This window comes from Actinacidiphila yanglinensis, assembly GCF_900107965.1.
Classification (GTDB): Bacteria; Actinomycetota; Actinomycetes; order Streptomycetales; family Streptomycetaceae; genus Actinacidiphila; species Actinacidiphila yanglinensis.
The window spans coordinates 193,630-211,643 of sequence record NZ_FNVU01000011.1; the positions used below are offsets into that span (position 1 = coordinate 193,630).

At 72.8% G+C, this 18,014-nt stretch carries 15 protein-coding genes and 1 tRNA gene; 2 read left to right on the top strand and 14 right to left on the bottom strand.

Translation table 11 applies throughout. From position 1 onward, the window contains the following. Window positions 1-215: 215 nt before the first annotated feature. Entirely contained in the window at window positions 216-1,055 is an 840-nt protein-coding gene (locus tag C4U44_RS24850) for a hypothetical protein (protein WP_146088331.1), read from the top strand. Between the two features lie 45 nt (window positions 1,056-1,100). Here the strand turns inward: C4U44_RS24850 and C4U44_RS24855 are convergent, their stop codons facing one another. From C4U44_RS24855 to C4U44_RS24875, 5 genes are all read right to left on the bottom strand, one after another. Continuing rightward, window positions 1,101-1,505: a RidA family protein gene (locus C4U44_RS24855; protein WP_103888211.1), complete on the bottom strand. Its 405-nt coding sequence runs from the start codon at window positions 1,503-1,505 to the stop codon at window positions 1,101-1,103. Window positions 1,506-1,560: 55 nt separating this feature from the next. Beyond that, window positions 1,561-2,328: a hypothetical protein gene (locus C4U44_RS24860; protein WP_146088332.1), complete on the bottom strand. Its 768-nt coding sequence runs from the start codon at window positions 2,326-2,328 to the stop codon at window positions 1,561-1,563. A 194-nt stretch (window positions 2,329-2,522) separates the two neighbouring features. Continuing rightward, a tRNA-His gene (locus C4U44_RS24865) sits at window positions 2,523-2,595 on the bottom strand. Window positions 2,596-2,673: 78 nt separating this feature from the next. Beyond that, window positions 2,674-3,300, bottom strand: coding sequence for an oligoribonuclease (orn, locus tag C4U44_RS24870; protein ID WP_103888213.1), 627 nt, complete (start codon window positions 3,298-3,300; stop codon window positions 2,674-2,676). Window positions 3,301-3,305: 5 nt separating this feature from the next. Beyond that, the gene (locus C4U44_RS24875) at window positions 3,306-4,667 is read right to left on the bottom strand and encodes a GlxA family transcriptional regulator (RefSeq protein ID WP_103888214.1); all 1,362 of its coding nucleotides are present in this window, start codon (window positions 4,665-4,667) and stop codon (window positions 3,306-3,308) included. A gap of 794 nt (window positions 4,668-5,461) precedes the next feature. Here C4U44_RS24875 and C4U44_RS24880 point away from each other — a divergent pair. Continuing rightward, window positions 5,462-5,983, top strand: coding sequence for a universal stress protein (locus tag C4U44_RS24880; protein ID WP_103888215.1), 522 nt, complete (start codon window positions 5,462-5,464; stop codon window positions 5,981-5,983). Window positions 5,984-6,122: 139 nt separating this feature from the next. Here C4U44_RS24880 and glmS read toward each other — a convergent pair whose 3' ends face one another. The 9 genes from glmS to C4U44_RS24925 all read right to left on the bottom strand — a co-directional run bounded on the left by glmS (window position 6,123) and on the right by C4U44_RS24925 (window position 17,974). After that, on the bottom strand, window positions 6,123-7,937 hold the full coding sequence (gene glmS, locus C4U44_RS24885; RefSeq protein ID WP_103888216.1) for a glutamine--fructose-6-phosphate transaminase (isomerizing): 1,815 nt from the start codon (window positions 7,935-7,937) through the stop codon (window positions 6,123-6,125). Between the two features lie 77 nt (window positions 7,938-8,014). Then, the gene (locus C4U44_RS24890; protein WP_103888217.1) at window positions 8,015-8,290 is read right to left on the bottom strand and encodes a hypothetical protein; all 276 of its coding nucleotides are present in this window, start codon (window positions 8,288-8,290) and stop codon (window positions 8,015-8,017) included. Window positions 8,291-8,358: 68 nt separating this feature from the next. Continuing rightward, complete coding sequence (locus C4U44_RS24895) at window positions 8,359-10,359, bottom strand: IucA/IucC family protein (RefSeq protein ID WP_103888218.1); 2,001 nt, start codon at window positions 10,357-10,359, stop codon at window positions 8,359-8,361. Beyond that, window positions 10,356-10,913, bottom strand: coding sequence for a GNAT family N-acetyltransferase (locus C4U44_RS24900; protein ID WP_103888219.1), 558 nt, complete (start codon window positions 10,911-10,913; stop codon window positions 10,356-10,358). The genes C4U44_RS24895 and C4U44_RS24900 overlap by 4 nt, the downstream gene beginning before the upstream one ends. Continuing rightward, complete coding sequence (locus tag C4U44_RS24905) at window positions 10,910-12,184, bottom strand: lysine N(6)-hydroxylase/L-ornithine N(5)-oxygenase family protein (RefSeq protein ID WP_103888220.1); 1,275 nt, start codon at window positions 12,182-12,184, stop codon at window positions 10,910-10,912. Before C4U44_RS24905 ends, C4U44_RS24900 begins: the two co-directional genes overlap by 4 nt. Next, entirely contained in the window at window positions 12,171-13,631 is a 1,461-nt protein-coding gene (locus C4U44_RS24910; protein WP_103888221.1) for a pyridoxal phosphate-dependent decarboxylase family protein, read from the bottom strand. The genes C4U44_RS24905 and C4U44_RS24910 overlap by 14 nt, the downstream gene beginning before the upstream one ends. Before the next feature lie 109 nt (window positions 13,632-13,740). Then, complete coding sequence (locus C4U44_RS24915; RefSeq protein WP_103888222.1) at window positions 13,741-14,907, bottom strand: acyl-CoA dehydrogenase family protein; 1,167 nt, start codon at window positions 14,905-14,907, stop codon at window positions 13,741-13,743. A 2-nt stretch (window positions 14,908-14,909) separates the two neighbouring features. Beyond that, on the bottom strand, window positions 14,910-15,842 hold the full coding sequence (locus C4U44_RS24920; protein ID WP_103888299.1) for a hydroxymethylglutaryl-CoA lyase: 933 nt from the start codon (window positions 15,840-15,842) through the stop codon (window positions 14,910-14,912). Window positions 15,843-15,964: 122 nt separating this feature from the next. Further along, window positions 15,965-17,974, bottom strand: coding sequence for an acetyl/propionyl/methylcrotonyl-CoA carboxylase subunit alpha (locus tag C4U44_RS24925; protein ID WP_103888300.1), 2,010 nt, complete (start codon window positions 17,972-17,974; stop codon window positions 15,965-15,967). Window positions 17,975-18,014: the final 40 nt, after the last annotated feature.

An 18,014-nucleotide genomic window follows, 5' to 3' on the forward strand; every position in this document is an offset into this window, starting at 1 on the left:
GCGGGAGATGACCCGGGCGGCCTGACCGCTCCCGGCCCGTCGCCGTCCGCTCCCGGATCGGTGCCGGGGCCCGCCCCTCCCGAGAGTGCGGGGGCGGGTCGCCGGTGCGCTTGCGTCCTGCGGTGCGCTTGTGCCCCGCGGGGGCGCGCCGGCGTCCTGCGCGGGCCGTTCGGGAGCCGGGCCGGCCGTCGGTCCCGCCTCGTATGCTCGGGCGCATGCCCCCGTCCCGGACCGACGCCCGGCCGTACCCGGCGCCGTACCCCCTGCCGGTCGCGTCGGTGCGGTACGCCGCCGCCCTGCGGCTGCCGGAGCTGTGCCACGGGCGCCTCGCGGGCTGGCTGACGGCGGAGGCCACCGCGGAGTTGGCGTTCCTGCGCCGCTGCGACCTGGGCGAGGCGGCCACGGGGTTCGCCGAACTCCACACGCTGGACGAGGCGTTGCTCGATCCGTGGTGCCGCGCGCACGCGGAGGACGGCGTCCGGGACACGGCGGACCGGCTCTGGGCCTACCTGGCGGTGGTGCACGCGCTGTCGTCGCCGGAGGGGGAACGCGCCGCGCGGGCGGCCGCGTCGGCCCGCACCGCCGACGAGGCCGCGCGGCTGGTCGCCGACGGGCGGGCCGAGTTCCTCGTCGCCCGGGCGCGGTCCGGCGAGGGCATGGACTGGAGCAGCAGCACCGCGCTGATGGGCACCGACCGCCCAGAGGAGGTCGACGCGGCCTTCGACCGGGGCGAGCCGCTGGCCGGTGTCGCCGTCATCGGCCTCGCCCTCACCTGTCCCGACGCCGGCGCGATCCTCCCGCGCGCGGCCCGCGCCATGGCCCACCCCGATCCCGAGGTGAGCCGCCAGGGCACGCTCGCCCTCGCCCACACCGCCCGGCTGCACGGCAGGACCGACCCGCGCTGCCTGGAACTGCTCCGCGCCCGCCGCCGGGGCAACGAGGCCGACGACGACGCGTGGGCCTACGTCCCGCACCGCCGGCTCCCGTGGTGGCTGTGGCGCCACCACCTCGGCCGCGTCCTGCGGTGGAACCTGTGGGAGCGCTGGCGGCCCTGAGCCCCGGCGGCCCTGAGCGTGCGGCCCCCGTCGTCGCGTCCGGGGCTACCCCTCCGCCCCGCCGACCACGGCCATCGCCTCGATCTCCACCCGGAAGGCCGGGTGGACCAGCCCCGCGACCTGCACCAGCGAACTGGCGGGCATGCGGGCCGGGTCGACGTACTCGTCCCGGACCCGGCGGAAGGCGGGCAGGTCGGCGGCGATGTCGGTGAGGAAGACGCTGATCCTGACGACGTCCGCCCACCGCGCGCCGGAGGCGGCCAGTACGGTCGTGAGGTTCTCGAACACCTGGCGCGTCTGCACCTCCGCGTCGCCCTCGCCGACGAGGGTCCCGTCGGCGTCCAGCGGCACCTGTCCGGAGACGACGACCACGGTGCCGGTGAAGGCGACGGCGTGGCTGTAACCGTTGACGGGAGCGCTGCCCTCGGGCCGTTCGTAATGCGTGATCATGCGCTCATCATGGCGCAGGGCCGGCGCAGGAGCGGCCGCGCCCTCCGGGTCGGTCCTAGGCGTCCGGCGGGTCGCCGACGTCGGCGTTGTCGGCGCTCATCACGTCGCCGGTGACCGGGGAGCCGATCGAGCTGCGGATCCGGCCGGCCGCCGGGTCGGAGATCGAGACGGTGAGGGTGTAGGGCGGCGGCCCGGTGACCGTGTGGTGCGTATCGATCGGCGGGTCGAGCTTCCTCACGACGGCGAGCCCGTCGTAGCCCGGGCACAGCGCCTGCAGCGGGAGGATCACCGTGGCCGACCCGCCGACCTCCGGGTCGATGTGGATCTTCCCGTCGGAGCCGTCGGTCGTGCCCGGGCCCAGGACGACCGGCAGGTCGTACGCTCCGCCGACCAGACCGTCCGGCCCCTCGATCTCCACCGCGACACCCCGCGGGCCGAGCGGCGGGGAGAGCAGCAGCGGCTGCCTGCCGCCCGCGCCGAAAAGCAGTTGGACGTCGATGCGGGCGGGGTCCTGCCCGGACATCCCGGTGAACCCGAAGGCGCCCAGGGTGAGTTGGGGTCCGGGTGGCGGCGTCGGGTTGTTGCCCCGGCTGCGGGAACCCGTCGGCACGGCGAAGTGGTGGAAGCCGGTGGCCCCGCACTTGTCGCCGTCGGAGCGTCCCCCGCCGGGCAGCGCCACCGACCTCGCCGGCCCGGACGAGGGCGCCGGTCCGGGCGATCCGTAAGTGCCCAGCCCGAACCAGCCGTGCCGGCTGCCGAGCACCGCCAGGGCGATCACCGCGACGAGCACCCACGGAATGCCGTCGCGCACCTTGTCCCTCATGAGCCCCCCTGCCACGGCCGCCGGGCCGTCCCGATCGCCGGTCCCCCCGGAGCGGCAGGCTGAGGTTACCGCCGCGGGGGGCCGCCCGGTCCGCGAGGGGGGACCGCGGACGTCACGGGAGGGTGGGAGGGCGGGGAGCCCGGGGAACGACGAAGGCCCGGCCTGTCTGCGCAGGTCGGGCCTTGATCGAGAAGGGTGAGTGACGGGACTCGAACCCGCGACATCCTGGACCACAACCAGGTGCTCTACCATCTGAGCTACACCCACCATGAGCGGCGCTTTTCCCTCTCGGGGTGGCGCCGCCTGCAAAAGTGTACAGGGTGGCGAGGGGTGGTCGCGCCCCGCTTATTCGACCGGCTTCGCCGGCGGTTCGGCCGGGGACAGGACGTGCTTGGCGGCGATCGCCCGGGCGGTGTCCGTGTCGGGGCCGGGGGCCGGGACGAAGACCGCCTCGCGGTAGTAGCGCAGCTCCGCGATGGACTCGCGGATGTCGGCGAGCGCGCGGTGGTTGCCCTTCTTCTCGGGGCTGTTGAAGTACGCCCGCGGGTACCAGCGGCGGGCCAGCTCCTTCACCGAGGAGACGTCCACGATGCGGTAGTGGAGGTGCTGCTCCAGCGTCGGCATGTCACGGGCGAGGAAGCCGCGGTCGGTGGAGACCGAGTTGCCGCACAGCGGGGCCTTGCGCGGCTCGGCGACGTGCTCGCGGATGTAGTCCAGGACCACCTTCTCCGCCTCGGCCATGCCGACCCCGCCGGCCAGCTCCTCCAGCAGCCCGGAGGCGGTGTGCATCTGCCGCACGATCTCCGGCATCGTCTCCAGCGCCTCGGCGGGTGGGCGGATCACGATGTCCACCCCCTCGCCGAGGATGTTCAGCTCGGAGTCGGTGACGAGCGCGGCCACCTCGATGAGCGCGTCGTGCGCCAGCGAGAGGCCGGTCATCTCACAGTCGATCCACACCATCCGGTCGTTCATGTGTCTCACCCTACGGGTCGATCCCGCGGTCCCGGGAGTGCGGCGCCCAGACCGCGTCCGGCGCGCAGCCGACCGCGCGCCGGTCCCTCGGCCACCTCGGGCCGCCCGGGCTGCTCCGGGACCCGCACCGAGGTGCTGTACGCGTCGGGGTCGCCCTTGGCGGGAGCGGCCAGCACCTGCGAGCCGCCCGCCTGCCCGGCGCCCGGGGCGGGGCCGTGCCCGTTGCCACCTCCGTGCCCGGCCGCGGGGCCGCTCCGCCGCAGCGGCGCCACCTCGGGCGGCGGGACGGCCCGGTCGCTGTCGTCCTGCGGCCTTCGGGCGCGGTACGCGGCGCGGTACGACGCGGGGGAGGAGCCGAGCTGCCGGCGGAAGTGCCCGCGCAGGGCCACCGGCGAGCGGAAGCCGCACCGCCCCGCCACCTCGTCGACCGAGTAGTCCGACGTCTCCAGCAGCCGCTGCGCCTGGAGGACGCGCTGCGTGATCAGCCACTGCAGCGGCGCGCTGCCGGTCAGCGAGCGGAACCTCCGGTCGAAGGTCCGCCGGCTCATGTACGCGCGCGCGGCCAGCGCCTCGACGTCGAACTGCTCGTGAAGATGCTCCAGCGCCCACGCGACGACCTCGGCCAGCGGGTCCGCGCCGATCTCCTCGGGTAAAGACCGATCCATGTGCCGCTGGCCGGTCTGCCAGTCCGCGCGCCGCGGTGGCACGACCAGCCGGCGGGCGAGCGCGGCGGCCGCCTCGGCCCCGTGGTCGGTGCGCACCACGTGCAGGCACAGGTCGATGCCGGCCGCGGTCCCGGCGGAGGTGAGCACGTCGCCGTCGTCCACGAACAGTTCGCGCGGGTCGACGTGCACCGACGGGTAGCGCTTGGCGAGCGTCGGCGCGTACATCCAGTGCGTGGTCGCCGGACGTCCGTCCAGCAGCCCGGCGGCGGCCAGCACGAACGCGCCGGTGCACAGGCCGATGATCCTGGCGCCCTCCTCGTGCGCGCGGCGGATCGCGTCGAGGGCCTCGGGCGGCGGGGCCTGGGATATCGAGCGCCAGGTCGGCACGACCACGGTGCCGGCCCGGGCGAGCGCCTCGAGGCCGTAGGGCGCGGTCAGTTCGAGCCCGCCGGTGGTGCGCAGCGCGCCCTCCTCACCGGCGCACACCAGCAGCCGGTAGCGGGGAACGCCCGCGTCCTGCCGGTCGATGCCGAAGACCGACAGGGGTATCGAACTCTCGAAGATCGGACCACCGCTGAACAGCAGCACGGCGACGACCTCGGGCCGGCGGCGCGCGGAGAGCTTGCGGATGGCGCGAGGCGATGCCGATGGTGCTTGCGACGGAGTGTCCGCCGCCGTACCGGAACTGGACTCCTGGCTCATGGAGCTCAAGCCCCCCTCGTATCGACGCGTCGTCCCCTCGGTCCTGCACGAAATCCCCCGCTGTCCCAGCGCAGTCACCCATGATCAAATCTACTGTGTCAGGTGGGGCGTTAGTGACAAGTTCACCATCTGACGCTAAGTCGACAAGACAACGTGGCGTAAAGCATTCGATCACGAAGCGTTTCACCCAGGCGGCCCACTGGGAAGTACGCCTCGTGGCACCCGACCACACCGTCCACGTCCTGCCGCATCGTAGAACCGCAGGTGGCACAGGTGTTAGTGCGCCTGGTCACCAACGAATGCATAACGGCGGCAAGTTGGCCGAAAATCGCTGATCCCGACGCGAAAGCGCGTACGAGGCCGCCGGATTTCCCGGAGTGAACTTGCAGGTGCGCGAACGCCGGCGGCGCGGTGCGTGAGGTGCTGGTCGGGCCGGGGAGGAAGGCGTCACCGGGTGGTGTCGAGGAGGGGGCGCCGATGCGCCCCCGGGGTGCGCCCGTGCGCCGAACCGTGCAGCCGGTTGGCGTGATGACGCCGTACTCGTTGGCGCGGTGCCGTTGCGCTCTTGGCTCTGCTCCGGCATTCTCCTGGGAACTCCGGGTACGGGAGACGTACGAAGACCCTGTGAGGACCACGTCAGACCTGTGCAGGCGCTTCTGGCGGCCGTACCCTGGAGGGAGTGGGACGGGAAGTGGCGAACTGGCCGAAACAGGCTGCTGCGGCGGCCCGCCCCGCGAGAACCGTTCTGTCCGCTGCTCGGCGCGTCAGCGCCGCCTTCGCCGAGATTCCGCATCATGGCCGGTCATGAGATTCCCGAGCCCGCCGACCGCAGGCCGCTTGCCGAGTCGGCGGCCGTCCCCGAGCTGGCCCCCGAGCCACACCACTCCTGCGATCCGGCCTTCCGGCACGGCGTCGTCGTCGGTTTCGACGGGTCCGTCTCCAGCGAGCGCGCCCTGTCGTACGCGATCGGGATGGCCCGCAGGACGCACTCCGCACTGATCATCGTGCATGTCGCCAACCGGCTGCCCGCCACCGTGTGGGCGGGCTGCGAGCCCCCCGTCTTCGTCGACGTCCCCGACCACCGCACCGAGGTGCTCGGCCTGGAGTTGGCGTGCGCCGACCACCTCGCCGAGATCTCCTGGGTGCTGGTGGAGCGCGGCGGCGACATCTGCCACGAACTGGAGGAGGTCGGCCGGGAGTACGAAGCCGACGCGATCGTGGTCGGCGGTACGCACGGCCTGGTCGGCCGGATCTTCGGCTCGGTGGCCGGGCGGCTGGCACGGCGGGCGCAGCGGCCGGTGGTGGTCATCCCGTAGCGGGTCCCGTGCCCGGGTTCCCGCGACGTGCACCGGCCGCCGTCGAGGTGTCGCCGTCACTCCGCGCCGTGCGCCGCCTTTGGCGACGCGGACCTCGCCGACGTGCGCCGCCCTGCTGCGCCCCGACGTGCGCGCCGCGTCACTCCACGGTGACGGACTTCGCGAGGTTGCGCGGCTTGTCGATGTCCCGGCCGAGCGCCAGCGCGGTGTGGTACGCGAAGAGCTGGAGCGGGATACCCATCAGGATCGGGTCCAGCTCGTCCTCGTTCTTCGGCACGATGATCGTGTGGTCGGCCTTTTCCTGCTCCTGGTGGGCCACCGCGAGGATGCGGCCGCTGCGGGCCTTGATCTCCTCCAGCGCCGCCCGGTTCTTCTCCAGCAGCTCGTCGTCCGGCACGATCGCCACCGTCGGCATCGCGGGCTCGACCAGCGCCAGCGGCCCGTGCTTCAGCTCGGAGGCCGGGTACGCCTCGGCGTGGATGTAGCTGACCTCCTTCAGCTTCAGCGACGCCTCCCGGGCCACCGGGTAACCCCGCACCCGGCCGATGAACAGCATCGACTTCGCGTCGGCGAAGTGCAGCGCCAGCCGCTTGATCTCCGGCTCCGCCTTCAGGATCTCGTCGATCTGGCCGGGCAGCCGCCGCAGCCCCTCGATGATCCGCCGGCCGTCGGCGACCGAGAGGTCCCTGATCCGGCCCAGGTGCAGCGCGAGCAGCGCGAAGGCCACCACCGTGTTGGTGAAGCACTTCGTGGACACCACGCACACCTCGGGCCCGGCGTGCACGTACGTGCCGCCGTCCGCCTCCCGCGCGATCGCGGAACCGACCACGTTGACCACGCCGAGTACCCGCGCGCCCTTGCGCTTGAGCTCCTGCACGGCCGCCAGCACGTCGTACGTCTCGCCGGACTGCGACACCGCCACGTACAGCGTGTCCGGGTCGACCACCGGGTTGCGGTACCGGAACTCCGACGCGGGCTCGGCGTCGGCGGGGATGCGGGCCAGCTCCTCGATGAGCTGCGCGCCGATCTGCCCCGCGTGGTAGCTCGTGCCGCAGCCGAGGATCTTGATCCGCCGCACGGAGCGCGCCTCGCGCGGGTCCAGGTTGAGGCCGCCCAGGTGCACCGTGGCGAACTTGTCGTCGATCCGCCCGCGCAGCACCCGGTCCACCGCCTCGGCCTGCTCGGCGATCTCCTTGTGCATGTACGTGTCGTGGCCGCCCATGTCGTACGACTCCGCCTCCCACTCCACGGTGGTCGGCGTGGCCGTGGTCCGGGAGCCCTCGGTGGTGTACGTGCGGAAGTCGTCGGCCTTGAGGGTGGCCATCTCGCCGTCCGCGAGCGTCACGACCTGGCGGGTGTGGGCGACCAGCGCGGCCACGTCGGAGGCGACGAACATCTCCTTCTCGCCGATGCCGAGCACCACCGGGGAGCCGTTGCGGGCCACCACGATGCGGTCCGGGAAGTCGCGGTGCAGCACCGCGAGGCCGTAGGTGCCCTCGATCGAGCGCAGCGCCTCGCTGACCTTCTGCTCCAGCGTGTCGGCCTGCGAGCGGGCGATGAGGTGGGCGAGTACCTCGGTGTCGGTCTCGGAGGCGAAGACGGTGCCCTCGGCGGTGAGCCGGGCGCGCAGCTCGGACGCGTTGTCGATGATCCCGTTGTGCACGATGGAGACCGCGCCGGCGGCGTCGGCGTGCGGGTGGGCGTTGGCATCGCTCGGCGCGCCGTGGGTGGCCCAGCGGGTGTGCGCGATGCCGGTGGTGCCGGCGAACCGCTTGGGGACGCGGGCCTCCAGGTCGCGGACCCGGCCCTTGGCCTTGACCGTCCGCAGCTCGCCGGACTTGCCGGTGATCACGATGCCGGCCGAGTCGTACCCCCGGTACTCCAGCCGCTGCAGGCCTTCGAGCAGTAGCGGAGCCACGTCACGCCTGCCGATGTAGCCGACAATTCCGCACATATGCCGTCCCTCTCGGTCGTACCTGTCCGGGGTGCCTGCTCAGCCGCGGGCGCCCCGCTCGTCTGGGGGGTGCCCGGTCAGCCGTAGACGATCCGGCGGAGCTGGCGCTGGGAGAGCACGGCCGGGGCGACCGCCCGGTGCGGCAGCTCCTCGCCGATCCGCTGGAAGATCTCCGTGTTGACCAGCCCCTTCGCCTGGAGCTCGCGGTGCCTGCGGCGGACGTACTCCTCGGTCGTCTCGTCGAAGTACGCCAGGACGTCCAGCACCACCCGGGACGCCTCGCCGCGGTGCAGCGACGTGGTGCGAACCAGGTGGTCGATGAGGTCCTCGTAGGACGTCCGGCGTTCGAGCACCCGTTGATACTCATCAGATCAGCCCTGCTTTGCAAGAATCCTGCCCGCTTTCGGGCACACTCGCTCACTTAGACAGGGCCGAACGGGTGAGAGGCGAGCGGATTGTCGAGGGTTCCGGCGAACTGGAGCGCGGCCGAGGGGTCGGCGAGATCGACCATGCTGCGGTTGTCGCGGAGCTGGAGCCGGTTCAGGCAGGAGCGCGCGAAGCGCGGCGTGAACAGGTCGTCGCGGCGGAACCGCGCGGCCAGCTCCGGGCGGGTGCGCAGCTGCGCCCGCTGGTAGTCCGCGACGCACTCGGCGACCGTCCGCCAGAAGGCGTCCTGGTCCAGGACCCGCCCGGTGTGCAGGATCGCGGACAGGAACCGGAGGAAGCAGTCGAAGACGTCGGTGAACACGCACAGCACCCGCTCGTCGTCGGGCACGTCCGCGCGCACCCGCCGCACCGCCTCGGGCAGCGCCGCGTCCGGATCCATCACCGCGATCTCCTCGGCGATGTCCTTGAAGACGACCCGCTGCACCCGGCCGCCGGCGTCCAGCACCAGGATCACGTTCTCGCCGTGCGGCATGAAGGCCAGGTCGTGGACGTACATGCAGTGCACGACCGGCACCAGGTAGGCGTCCAGGTAGCCGCGCAGCCAGCGCTCCGGCGGCTCGCCGGAGCGGGCGATCAGCGCGGCGGCGAAGGAGCCGCCGTCCGGATCGACGTGCAGCAGCGAGGCCATCGTCGCCGCCCGCTGCCCGGGGGCCAGCCCCGGCACCGGGCTCTCGCGCCACAGCGCGGCCAGCATCTTGCGATAGGGCGATCCCGGCTCGGTGGCCTCCTCGTACGGCAGCGGGTGGTAGCCGACGGCGGCGTGCTCGCGCAGGATCGAGAACCCGGCGCCGGTCAGGGTCGGGTCGGTGGCGACCAGCTCGGCGACCCAGTCGTTGATCGCCGGGGTGCCCGCCATGTACGCGGCGGACAGGCCGCGCAGGAACCCCATGTTGAGGACGGACAGCGCGGTCTTCACGTAGTCGCGCTCGGGATGGCTGGCGTTGAAGAAGGTGCGGACCGACTGCTGGGCGACGTGCTCGTCGTCGCCCGGGCCGAGGTGGACGAGATGCCGCTGGGCGACCTCGCCGGCGAAGGTGGTGGCCAGCCGGTGCTCCCACTGCCACGGGTGGGCGGGTATCAGGAGGTAGTCCGCCGGATCGAGGCCGAGGTCCCGGAGCACCCGGGCGAAACGCTCCCGGGTGGGGCGGTCCAGCTCGCCCGCGATCAGGTCGTCGTAGGTCAGGCCGGCGCCCGCGCTGAAGTGCGCGCGGTCGCGGCGGGCGGCGAGCCAGGTCAGCCGGACCGGGGCGGCGGCCTCAGGGGTGTACGCCACCAGGTCGCGGGCGCCGAATCCGATGCGGCCGCTGTTGGCCACGAAGCAGGGGTGCCCCTCGATCATGGCGGCTTCCACCGTCAGGAACGGCGCGCCGCCGAGGTCGGCGGCGGAGTCGGCGCGCGTCGCGTACTTGAACGCGAGCGCCGAGAGGGTGGCGGTGATCTCCTCCAGGTAGAGCGGCAGCACGTCGTCGCTGAGGGAGAGGGCGGTACGGAACTCGGTGAAGAAGGCGAGCGCGTCGAGGGGGAGCTCCTCGGAGGTGCGGGGGCCGCCTTCCGCGGGGGGATCGCTCTCGCGGGTGCGGGTGAGGGACGACGCGTCGATGTGCCAGTGGTCCAGGGCGAGTCGCTCGGCGCGGAAACGGTAGGCCGCGCGGCCGTCGTCGGTGCGGACCACGTAGCGCTCGGCGCGGTCGGCGGTCGCCGGGGCGGTCAGCGGGTCGGCCCCGTCGGTGGAGGCGGGCTCTGTCCCGTCGGTGGCGGCCGGGTGCTGCACGGATGCGGAGGCTGGGTCGGGCACGGAGGTGGAAGCCGGGTCGGGCACGGGGTCCAGCAGCTTCTCGTGGGCGAACTCCGCGAGCGCCTTGCGGAGCAGGTGGCGGGTGGCCCGTGCCCACAGCTCGGGGGTCAGGTGGGAGGTGGGCACCGGGGACGCGTCGGCGGTGGACGGCTCCGGGTGCAGGTGGCCGGTGATCGTCATCGCGCCGCCCGCCTCGCGCCGAGCGTCGCCTCGTACGCCTCGCGGGTGCAGACGCTCAGCAGCGCCTCCTTCTCCGGTTTGCGCAACCGGCCCACCACCTCGAAGCCGACGGTCGCGTTCAGCGTGTGGATCGCGGTGTTGCGGACGTCCGGTTCGACCACGACCCGGCGCACCCCGGGGTCGGCGAACAGTTCGGCCATGACCGCGGCGATGACCGCCCGGGTGAAGCCGTGCACGGGCCGGTCGGCCGGCGCGACGAGGAAGTGCATCCCGAGGTCGCCCGGCTGCGCGTCGTACAGCCCGGCCAGCTCCACGCGCGCGGGGTCGTACCGCTCCAGCAGGCAGACCGGCCGGCCTTCGGACGACCCGATGAACGCGTCCTGGTACGGCGCCTGCGCGATGTCCGCGTAGGCGCGCTCGACGTCGTACCGGCTCGCGTCGGACATCAGCCAGAACGGGGCCTTGGGGTCGGTGACCCACGTGTGGAGCAGGTCGGCGTCGGCGGGCGGGTCGACCGGGCGGAAGGTGAACAGGGCAGGGTCGGGCGCGGTCATACGGAGAACTCCTGGAAGGCGATGGCCGTCTCCACCCGGTACGGCTCCTCGCCGTCGAGCAGATGGCGGATGATGCGGGAATTGCGGTACGCGGCCATGCCGAGGTCGGGGGAGGCGAACCCGTGGGTGTGCAGCTCGGCGTTCTGGACGTAGATGCCGCGTCCGGTGACGTCGATGGCATAGTCGCGGCTGACGTCGTACCGGCCCTGGTCGTCCCAGCGGATGCGGTCGCGGACCGGGGCGAGGAAGTCCGGCACCCGGTAGCGGTAGCCGGTGGCCAGCACCAGGCCCTCCGTGGTGAGGGTGTGCGCGCGATCCTGCTCGTGCTGGCGCAGCCCGAGGGTGTACGTGCCGGTGGCCGGGTCGTGGGAGGCGCTGTCCAGCGAGGTGTTGGTGAGCAGCCGGGTGGGGACCTTGCCGCGCCGGCTCCTGGTGTAGAGCAGGTCGAAGATCGCGTTGATCAGGTCGGAGTCGATCCCCTTGTACAGGCTCTTCTGCGTGCTGTTGAGCGTGTCGCGGACCGGCCCCGGCAGCGCGTGGAAGTAGTCGACGTACTCCGGTGAGGTCATCTCCAGGGTGAGCTTGGTGTATTCGAGCGGGAAGAAGCGCGGCGAGCGGGTCACCCAGGTGAGGTGGTAGCCGTGGGTGTCGATGTCCTGGAGCAGGTCGTGGTAGATCTCGGCGGCGCTCTGCCCGCTGCCGACGACGGTGATGCTGCGCTTGCCCAGCAGCCCGGGCTTCGCCTCCAGGTAGCGGGAGTTGTGCAGGAAGTCCCCGCCGAGCCCGCCCACGGCGGACGGCAGGTGGGGCGGGGTACCGGTGCCCAGGACCAGGCGCGGCGCGCGGTAGGTCTCGCCGTTCGCCGTCCGCACCTCGTACTCCGCGAGGCGCTCGTCGTACGTCACCTCGGTCACGCTCCGCCCGAAGCGCACCGACGGCAGGCGGGCGGCGGCCCATCGGCAGTAGTCGTTGAACTCCTCGCGCAGCGGGTGGAAGTTCTCCCGGATGTAGAAGGGGTACAACCGGCCCGACTGCTTGAGGTAGTTGAGGAAGCTGAACGGCGAGGTGGGGTCCGCGAGGGTCACCAGGTCGGACATGAAGGGGGTCTGGAGGGAACTGCCCTCCAGGAACATGCCCGAGTGCCAGTCGAAGTCGGGCTTGCTCTCCAGGAACAGGCCGCGGGGGCGGGCGAGCGGGGCGGTCAGGCAGGCGAGGCCGAGGTTGAAGGGGCCGAGGCCGATGCCGATGAAGTCGAGCTCAGGCGTGGACAAGCGGCTCTCCGGTGGTCGTGGTGTCGAGGTAGCGGTCGGCGTGCTCGGCGAGCAGATCCAGGACGGCGGTGATGTCGGCGAGGGTGGTCCTCGGGTTGAGCAGCGTGAACTTGAGGTAGTGGCTGCCGCGGACCGTGGTGGCGGCGACCACGCCCTGGCCGGCGGCGGACAGCGCCTTGCGGGCATGGAGGTTGGCGCGGTCGACGGCGGAGGGGGCGACGATGCCGGCCGGCATCCGGCGGAAGACCAGCGTGGACAGCGTGGGGCGCGCCACGACCTCGAAACGCGGGTCGGCGTCCAGCACCCGCCATGCGGCGCCGGCCAGGTCCAGCACCTCGTCGAAGAGGCTGCCGACCCCGTCGGCGCCCATCACGCGCAGCGTCATCCACAGCTTGAGGGCGTCGAAACGGCGGGTGGTCTGCAACGACTTGTCCACCTGGTTGGGGATGCGCTCGGCGACGGCGCGGCGCGGGTTGAGGTAGTCGGAGTGGTGGGTGGCGTGCCGCAGCGTGTCGCGGTCGCGGACCAGCACCGCGCTCGAACTCACCGGCTGGAAGAAGGACTTGTGGTAATCGACGGTGACGGAGTCGGCCGCCTCGATGCCGTCGAGCAGGTGGCGCCGGGTGGGGGAGACCAGCAGCCCGCAGCCGTAGGCGGCGTCGACGTGCAGCCAGGCGCCGTGGCGGGCGCAGAGGTCGGCGACGGCGGGGAGCGGGTCGATGGAGCCGAAGTCGGTGGTGCCGGCGGTGGCCACCACGGCCATCGGGGTCAGCCCGTCGCGGGTGCAGCGCTCCAACTCCCGCTGGAGGGCTTCCGGTTGCATGCGGCGGTCGTGGTCGCAGGGGAGGGCGACGACCGCGTCGTCGGGCAGGCCGAGGAGTTTGGCCGAGGTGCGGACGCTGAAGTGGCCGCATTCGGAGGCCAGGACGCGGAGCCGGGCCGGGTCGGCGCCCCTGCTGAGCGCTTCTTCCCGGGCCAGGAAGAGCGCTTGGAGGTTGGACTGGGTGCCGCCGCTGGTGAACACCCCGTCGGCGGCGGGGCCGAGGCCGATCCGGGCCGCTGTCCAGTCGATCAGCCGGCGCTCGATCAGGGTGGCGCCGGCGCTCTGGTCCCAGGTGTCCAGCGAGGAGTTGACCGCGCTGAGCACGGCCTCGGCGGCGACCGCGGGGATCGCCACCGGGCAGTTGAGGTGGGCGAGGTAGCGGGGGTGGTGGAAGTAGACGGCGTCGCGCAGGTACACCGAATCCAGCTCGGCGAGGGCGGCGCCGGTGTCGCCGAGCGGCTGGTCGAGGTCGATGGCGTCGACCCGCGGGGCGAGGGCGTCGGGGGTGATGCCGGTGAACGGCCGGTCGGTCGCGGCGAGGGTGGCCGCCACCCGCTCGACTCCTTGGGCGACGGAGCTCCGGTACTGCTCCGTCGTGGCGTCACTGAGCAGGTGTGAGCGCATGGGCGGACCTCTCACTGGGGGGCTGAGTAAGGTGAGCCTAACCTAACTCAGCCGCCCTCTGCAGGCCCACCCGGCCCTTCCGCCCCGCCGTCGCCCTCGCGCGCCGCCGCTATCCGGCCAACCCCAACTCCCTTGCGATCAGCATCCGTTGGACTTCACTGGTGCCCTCGCCGATCTCCAGGATCTTGGCGTCGCGCCACATCCGGGCCACCGGGTACTCGTTCATGAAGCCGTATCCGCCGTGGATCTGGGTGGCCTCGCGGGCGTTGGTCACCGCGACCTCGGAGGTGTAGAGCTTCGCGAGCGCCGCCTCCTTCTTGAACGCCTCCCCGCTCACCAGCCGCGACGCCGCGTCCCGCCAGGCCAGCCGTGCGGTGTGGGCGCGCATCTCCATGTCCGCCAGCTTGAACTGGATCGCCTGGTTCGCGCCGATCGGCCGGCCGAACGCCTGCCGCTGCTGCGCGTACGCCAGCGACTCGTCCAGGCACCCCTGGGCAAGTCCGGTGGCCAGCGCGGAGATCGCGACCCGCCCCTCGTCCAGGGTGCGCAGGAACTGGGCGTACCCCCGGCCCTCCTCGCCCAGCAGATTCGCCGCCGGCACCCGGCACTCCACGAAGGACAGCTCCCGGGTGTCCGAGGCGTTCCAGCCGACCTTGCTGTACTTCTTCGACACCGTGAACCCCGGCGTGCCGGACGGGACGATGATCGACGAGATCCGCGGCCGGCCGTCGTCCTTGCGGCCGGTCACCGCGGTCACCGTGACCAGGCCGGTGATGTCGGTGCCGGAGTTGGTGATGAAGCACTTCGTGCCGTTGATCACCCACTCGTCGCTCTCCCGGTCCAGCCGGGCGGTGGTCCTGGTGCCGCCCGCGTCCGAACCGCACTCCGGCTCGGTGAGCCCGAACGCCCCCAGCATCTCGCCCGCGCACAACTGCGGCAGCCAGGTCCGCTTCTGCTCCTCGGTGCCGAACCGGAAGACCGGCATCGCTCCCAGCGACACCCCCGCTTCCAGCGTGATCGCCACCGACGAGTCCACCCGGGCCAGCTCCTCCAGCGCCAGCCCCAGCGCGAAGTAGTCCCCGCCCATCCCGCCGTACTCCTCGGGGAACGGCAGCCCGAACAGGCCCATCCGCCCCATCTCCCGCACGATCTCGTACGGGAACTCCTCACGCTCGTAGAAGTCGCCGATCTTCGGCGCGACCACGTCGCGCGCGAACTCCGCTACGGTCGCCCGCAGCGACTCGTGCTCCTCGGACAGACGATGCTCGATCGACATGGCTACTGCTCCCGGTGGGTCAGGGCGCGGACGGTACGGGACGGGCTCGGCCGTCCCAACTGCTCCGCCATCCAGACGCTTGTGGCGCTGAGGCGGTCGAGGTCGACCCCGGTCCGGATGCCGAGCCCGTGCAGCATCCAGACGAGGTCTTCGGTGGCCAGGTTTCCGGTGGCGCTCTTGGCGTACGGGCAGCCGCCGAGGCCGCCCGCCGACGCGTCGACGACGCCGACGCCCCGCTGGAGCGCGGCCAGGGTGTTCGACAGCGCCTGGCCGTAGGTGTCGTGGAAGTGCACCGCGAGGTGGTCCGTCGGGACCCCGCCGCCGGTCAGCTCGTCCAGCAGCGCGACGACATGGCCCGGCGTCGCCACACCGATGGTGTCGCCGAGGCTCAACTCGGTGCAGCCGAGTTCGTACAGCCGGCGGGCGACCTCGGCCACCTGCTTGACCGGGACCGGGCCTTCCCAGGGGTCGCCGAAGCACATCGACAGATAGCCGCGCACCCGCAACCCCTCCGACCGGGCCCGCGCCACCACCGGCTCGAACATCGCCAGCGACTCCTCCACCGTGCGGTTCAGGTTCGCCCGGGCGAAGGACTCGGTGGCGCTGCCGAACACCGCGATCTCCCGCACCCCCAGCGCGAGCGCCCGCTCCAGCCCCCGGGCGTTCGGCACCAGCACCGGCAGGCGCAGTCCCGGGTCCACGGTCAGGTCGGCGAGCAGCGGCATCAGCTCCGCGGCATCCGCCAACTGCGGTACCCACGCCGGGTGGACGAAGCTGGTCGCCTCGATCGTGGTCAGCCCCGCTTCGGCCAGCCGGTGGACGAACTCCGCCTTCACGTCGGTGGGCACCGTCGTCTTCTCGTTCTGCAGGCCGTCCCGGGCGCCCACTTCGTGGATGCGGACGTGTTCCGGCAGGCCGGGCATCGGGACGGGCATCGGCAGTCCCGCGGGGAGCCCTTCGGTGCTGGGGCTGGTTCTGGTGTTCGTGCTGGTCGCGTTCGTGCCCCTGCCCGTGTCGGTGGTCCCGCGCCCGGCTTCGGTCGGCGTCTCGCGGTCGGTCATGACGCCTCCCCGGAGCCGGGCGCCGCGGCATCCGGCTCGCTTGCCGGAACCACCACCGCCAGCACCTGGTCCATCGCCACGGTGGCCCCGGCGGTGACATCGATCTCTGTCACCGTCCCGTCGTGCGGGGCGGCGATCACGTGCTCCATCTTCATCGCCTCCACCACCAGCAGGCTCTGACCGGCCACCACCTGGTCGCCCTTGGCGACCTTCACCACCGTGACCGTGCCCGGCATCGGGGCGGTCAGCGCGCCGCCGCCGGGGCCGGCCGCGGCCCCGGTCAGGGCTGCCGCCACCGGGTCGTACGACTGGACCCGCCAACTGTCGCCGTCCCGCCCCAGCCAGTCGCCGGCCCGGTCGAAGGTGCACGCCATTCCGTCCCGGTACAGGTGCACCCGCGCTCCCGCCACGTCGATCCGCGCGGGCACCTCAGAACCGTCGCCCACCCGCACCCGGCCGTCGCGCACCCCCACCCGCACCGGCTCCCGGCCGGGCACGCGCAGATGGTGCACCGTCCAGGCCGGCTCTCCGCCCAGCCGCCACCCGCTCGGCACCGAGAACGGGTCGACCCATCCGCCGCCCTCGGCCGCCGCCCCCAGTTCCCGCTGCCGCAGCAGCGCCGCCGCCTCGTACACCTCGTCGGGCACCGCCTCCGGAAGCAGGTCCGCGGCGTGCCGGTCGATCAACCCGGTGTCCAACTCGCCCGCGACCACGGCCGGATGGGCCAGCAGCCGGCGCAGGAACCCGGTGTTCGTCTCCAGGCCCAGCACGACCGTGCCGGCCAGGGCGGCCCGCAGCCTGCGCAGCGCCGTCGCCCGGTCCGGGCCGTGCGCGATCACCTTGGCGAGCATCGGGTCGTAGGACGTGCCCACCTCCGTGCCCGGCGCCAGCCCCGAGTCCACCCGCACGCCCGGGCCCGTCGGGTCGCGCAGCTCCAGCACGGTGCCCGCCGAGGGCAGGAAGTCCACGCCGCCGTCGCCCGGCCGGGCGGTCTCCGCGCAGATCCGCGCCTCGATCGCATGCCCGGTCAGCGTCACGTCCTGCTGCCCGAAGTCCAGCGGCTCCCCGCAGGCCACCCGCAGCTGCCACTCCACCAGGTCCAGCCCGGTCACCAGCTCCGTGACCGGATGCTCCACCTGGAGCCGGGTGTTCATCTCCATGAAGTAGTAGGCGGCCGGGTCGGCCCCCGGCACGATGAACTCCACCGTGCCCGCCCCGGTGTACCCGCAGGACCGGGCGGCCTGGACCGCCGCCTCGCCCATCGCCGCCCGGGTGGCCGGGTCGAGCAGCACCGACGGCGCCTCCTCGATCACCTTCTGGTGCCGTCGCTGCAGCGAGCACTCCCGCTCGCCCAGGTGAACGACATTGCCGTGCGCATCGGCCAGCACCTGGATCTCGATGTGCCGCGGCCGGTCCACCCATCGCTCCACCAGCAGCGTGTCGTCGCCGAACGAGCCGCGCGCCTCCCTCCGGGCCGCCGCGATCTCCTCGGCCAGCCGCTCCGCGTCCCGCACCAGCCGCATGCCCTTGCCGCCGCCGCCCGCCGACGGCTTGAGCAGGACCGGCATACCGATCTCCCGCGCGGCCTCCGCGAGTTCGCCGTCGGTGAGCCCGCTGCCGGTGCTGCCGGGCACCACCGGGACCCCGGCGGCCCGCACGGTCTGCTTGGCCCGGATCTTGTCGCCCATCAGCTCGATCGCGTCGGCGGGCGGCCCGATGAAGACCAGCCCGGCGGACGCGCAGGCCCGGGCGAAGCCCGCGTTCTCGGCGAGGAATCCGTAGCCGGGGTGGACCGCCTGGGCGCCGACCGCACCGGCGGCCGCCACCAGGTCGGCCGCCGACAGGTAACTGCCCACCCGCACCGCGGTGTCGGCCTCCCGCACGTGCCGGGCCCCGGCGTCCGCCTCGGTGAAAACGGCCGCCGACCGCACCCCCGACTCCCGCAGGGTGCGCATCACCCGCACGGCGATCTCACCCCGGTTGGCCACGAGCACGGTGCCGAACATCGCCGGCCGGTTCGGGATCTGACTGCTGATCATCTCGGCC

Excerpts from the sequence above, each read along its gene's own strand:
- C4U44_RS24850 (WP_146088331.1), top strand. The coding sequence starts at position 216 with ATGCCCCCGTCCCGGACCGACGCCCGGCCGTACCCGGCGCCGTACCCC.
- C4U44_RS24855 (WP_103888211.1), bottom strand. The coding sequence starts at position 1,505 with ATGATCACGCATTACGAACGGCCCGAGGGCAGCGCTCCCGTCAACGGT.
- C4U44_RS24860 (WP_146088332.1), bottom strand. The coding sequence starts at position 2,328 with ATGAGGGACAAGGTGCGCGACGGCATTCCGTGGGTGCTCGTCGCGGTG.
- orn (WP_103888213.1), bottom strand. The coding sequence starts at position 3,300 with ATGAACGACCGGATGGTGTGGATCGACTGTGAGATGACCGGCCTCTCG.
- C4U44_RS24875 (WP_103888214.1), bottom strand. The coding sequence starts at position 4,667 with ATGAGCCAGGAGTCCAGTTCCGGTACGGCGGCGGACACTCCGTCGCAA.
- C4U44_RS24880 (WP_103888215.1), top strand. The coding sequence starts at position 5,462 with ATGGCCGGTCATGAGATTCCCGAGCCCGCCGACCGCAGGCCGCTTGCC.
- glmS (WP_103888216.1), bottom strand. The coding sequence starts at position 7,937 with ATGTGCGGAATTGTCGGCTACATCGGCAGGCGTGACGTGGCTCCGCTA.
- C4U44_RS24895 (WP_103888218.1), bottom strand. The coding sequence starts at position 10,359 with ATGACGATCACCGGCCACCTGCACCCGGAGCCGTCCACCGCCGACGCG.
- C4U44_RS24900 (WP_103888219.1), bottom strand. The coding sequence starts at position 10,913 with ATGACCGCGCCCGACCCTGCCCTGTTCACCTTCCGCCCGGTCGACCCG.
- C4U44_RS24910 (WP_103888221.1), bottom strand. The coding sequence starts at position 13,631 with ATGCGCTCACACCTGCTCAGTGACGCCACGACGGAGCAGTACCGGAGC.
- C4U44_RS24915 (WP_103888222.1), bottom strand. The coding sequence starts at position 14,907 with ATGTCGATCGAGCATCGTCTGTCCGAGGAGCACGAGTCGCTGCGGGCG.
- C4U44_RS24920 (WP_103888299.1), bottom strand. The coding sequence starts at position 15,842 with ATGCCCGTCCCGATGCCCGGCCTGCCGGAACACGTCCGCATCCACGAA.
- C4U44_RS24925 (WP_103888300.1), bottom strand. The coding sequence starts at position 17,974 with ATGTTCGGCACCGTGCTCGTGGCCAACCGGGGTGAGATCGCCGTGCGG.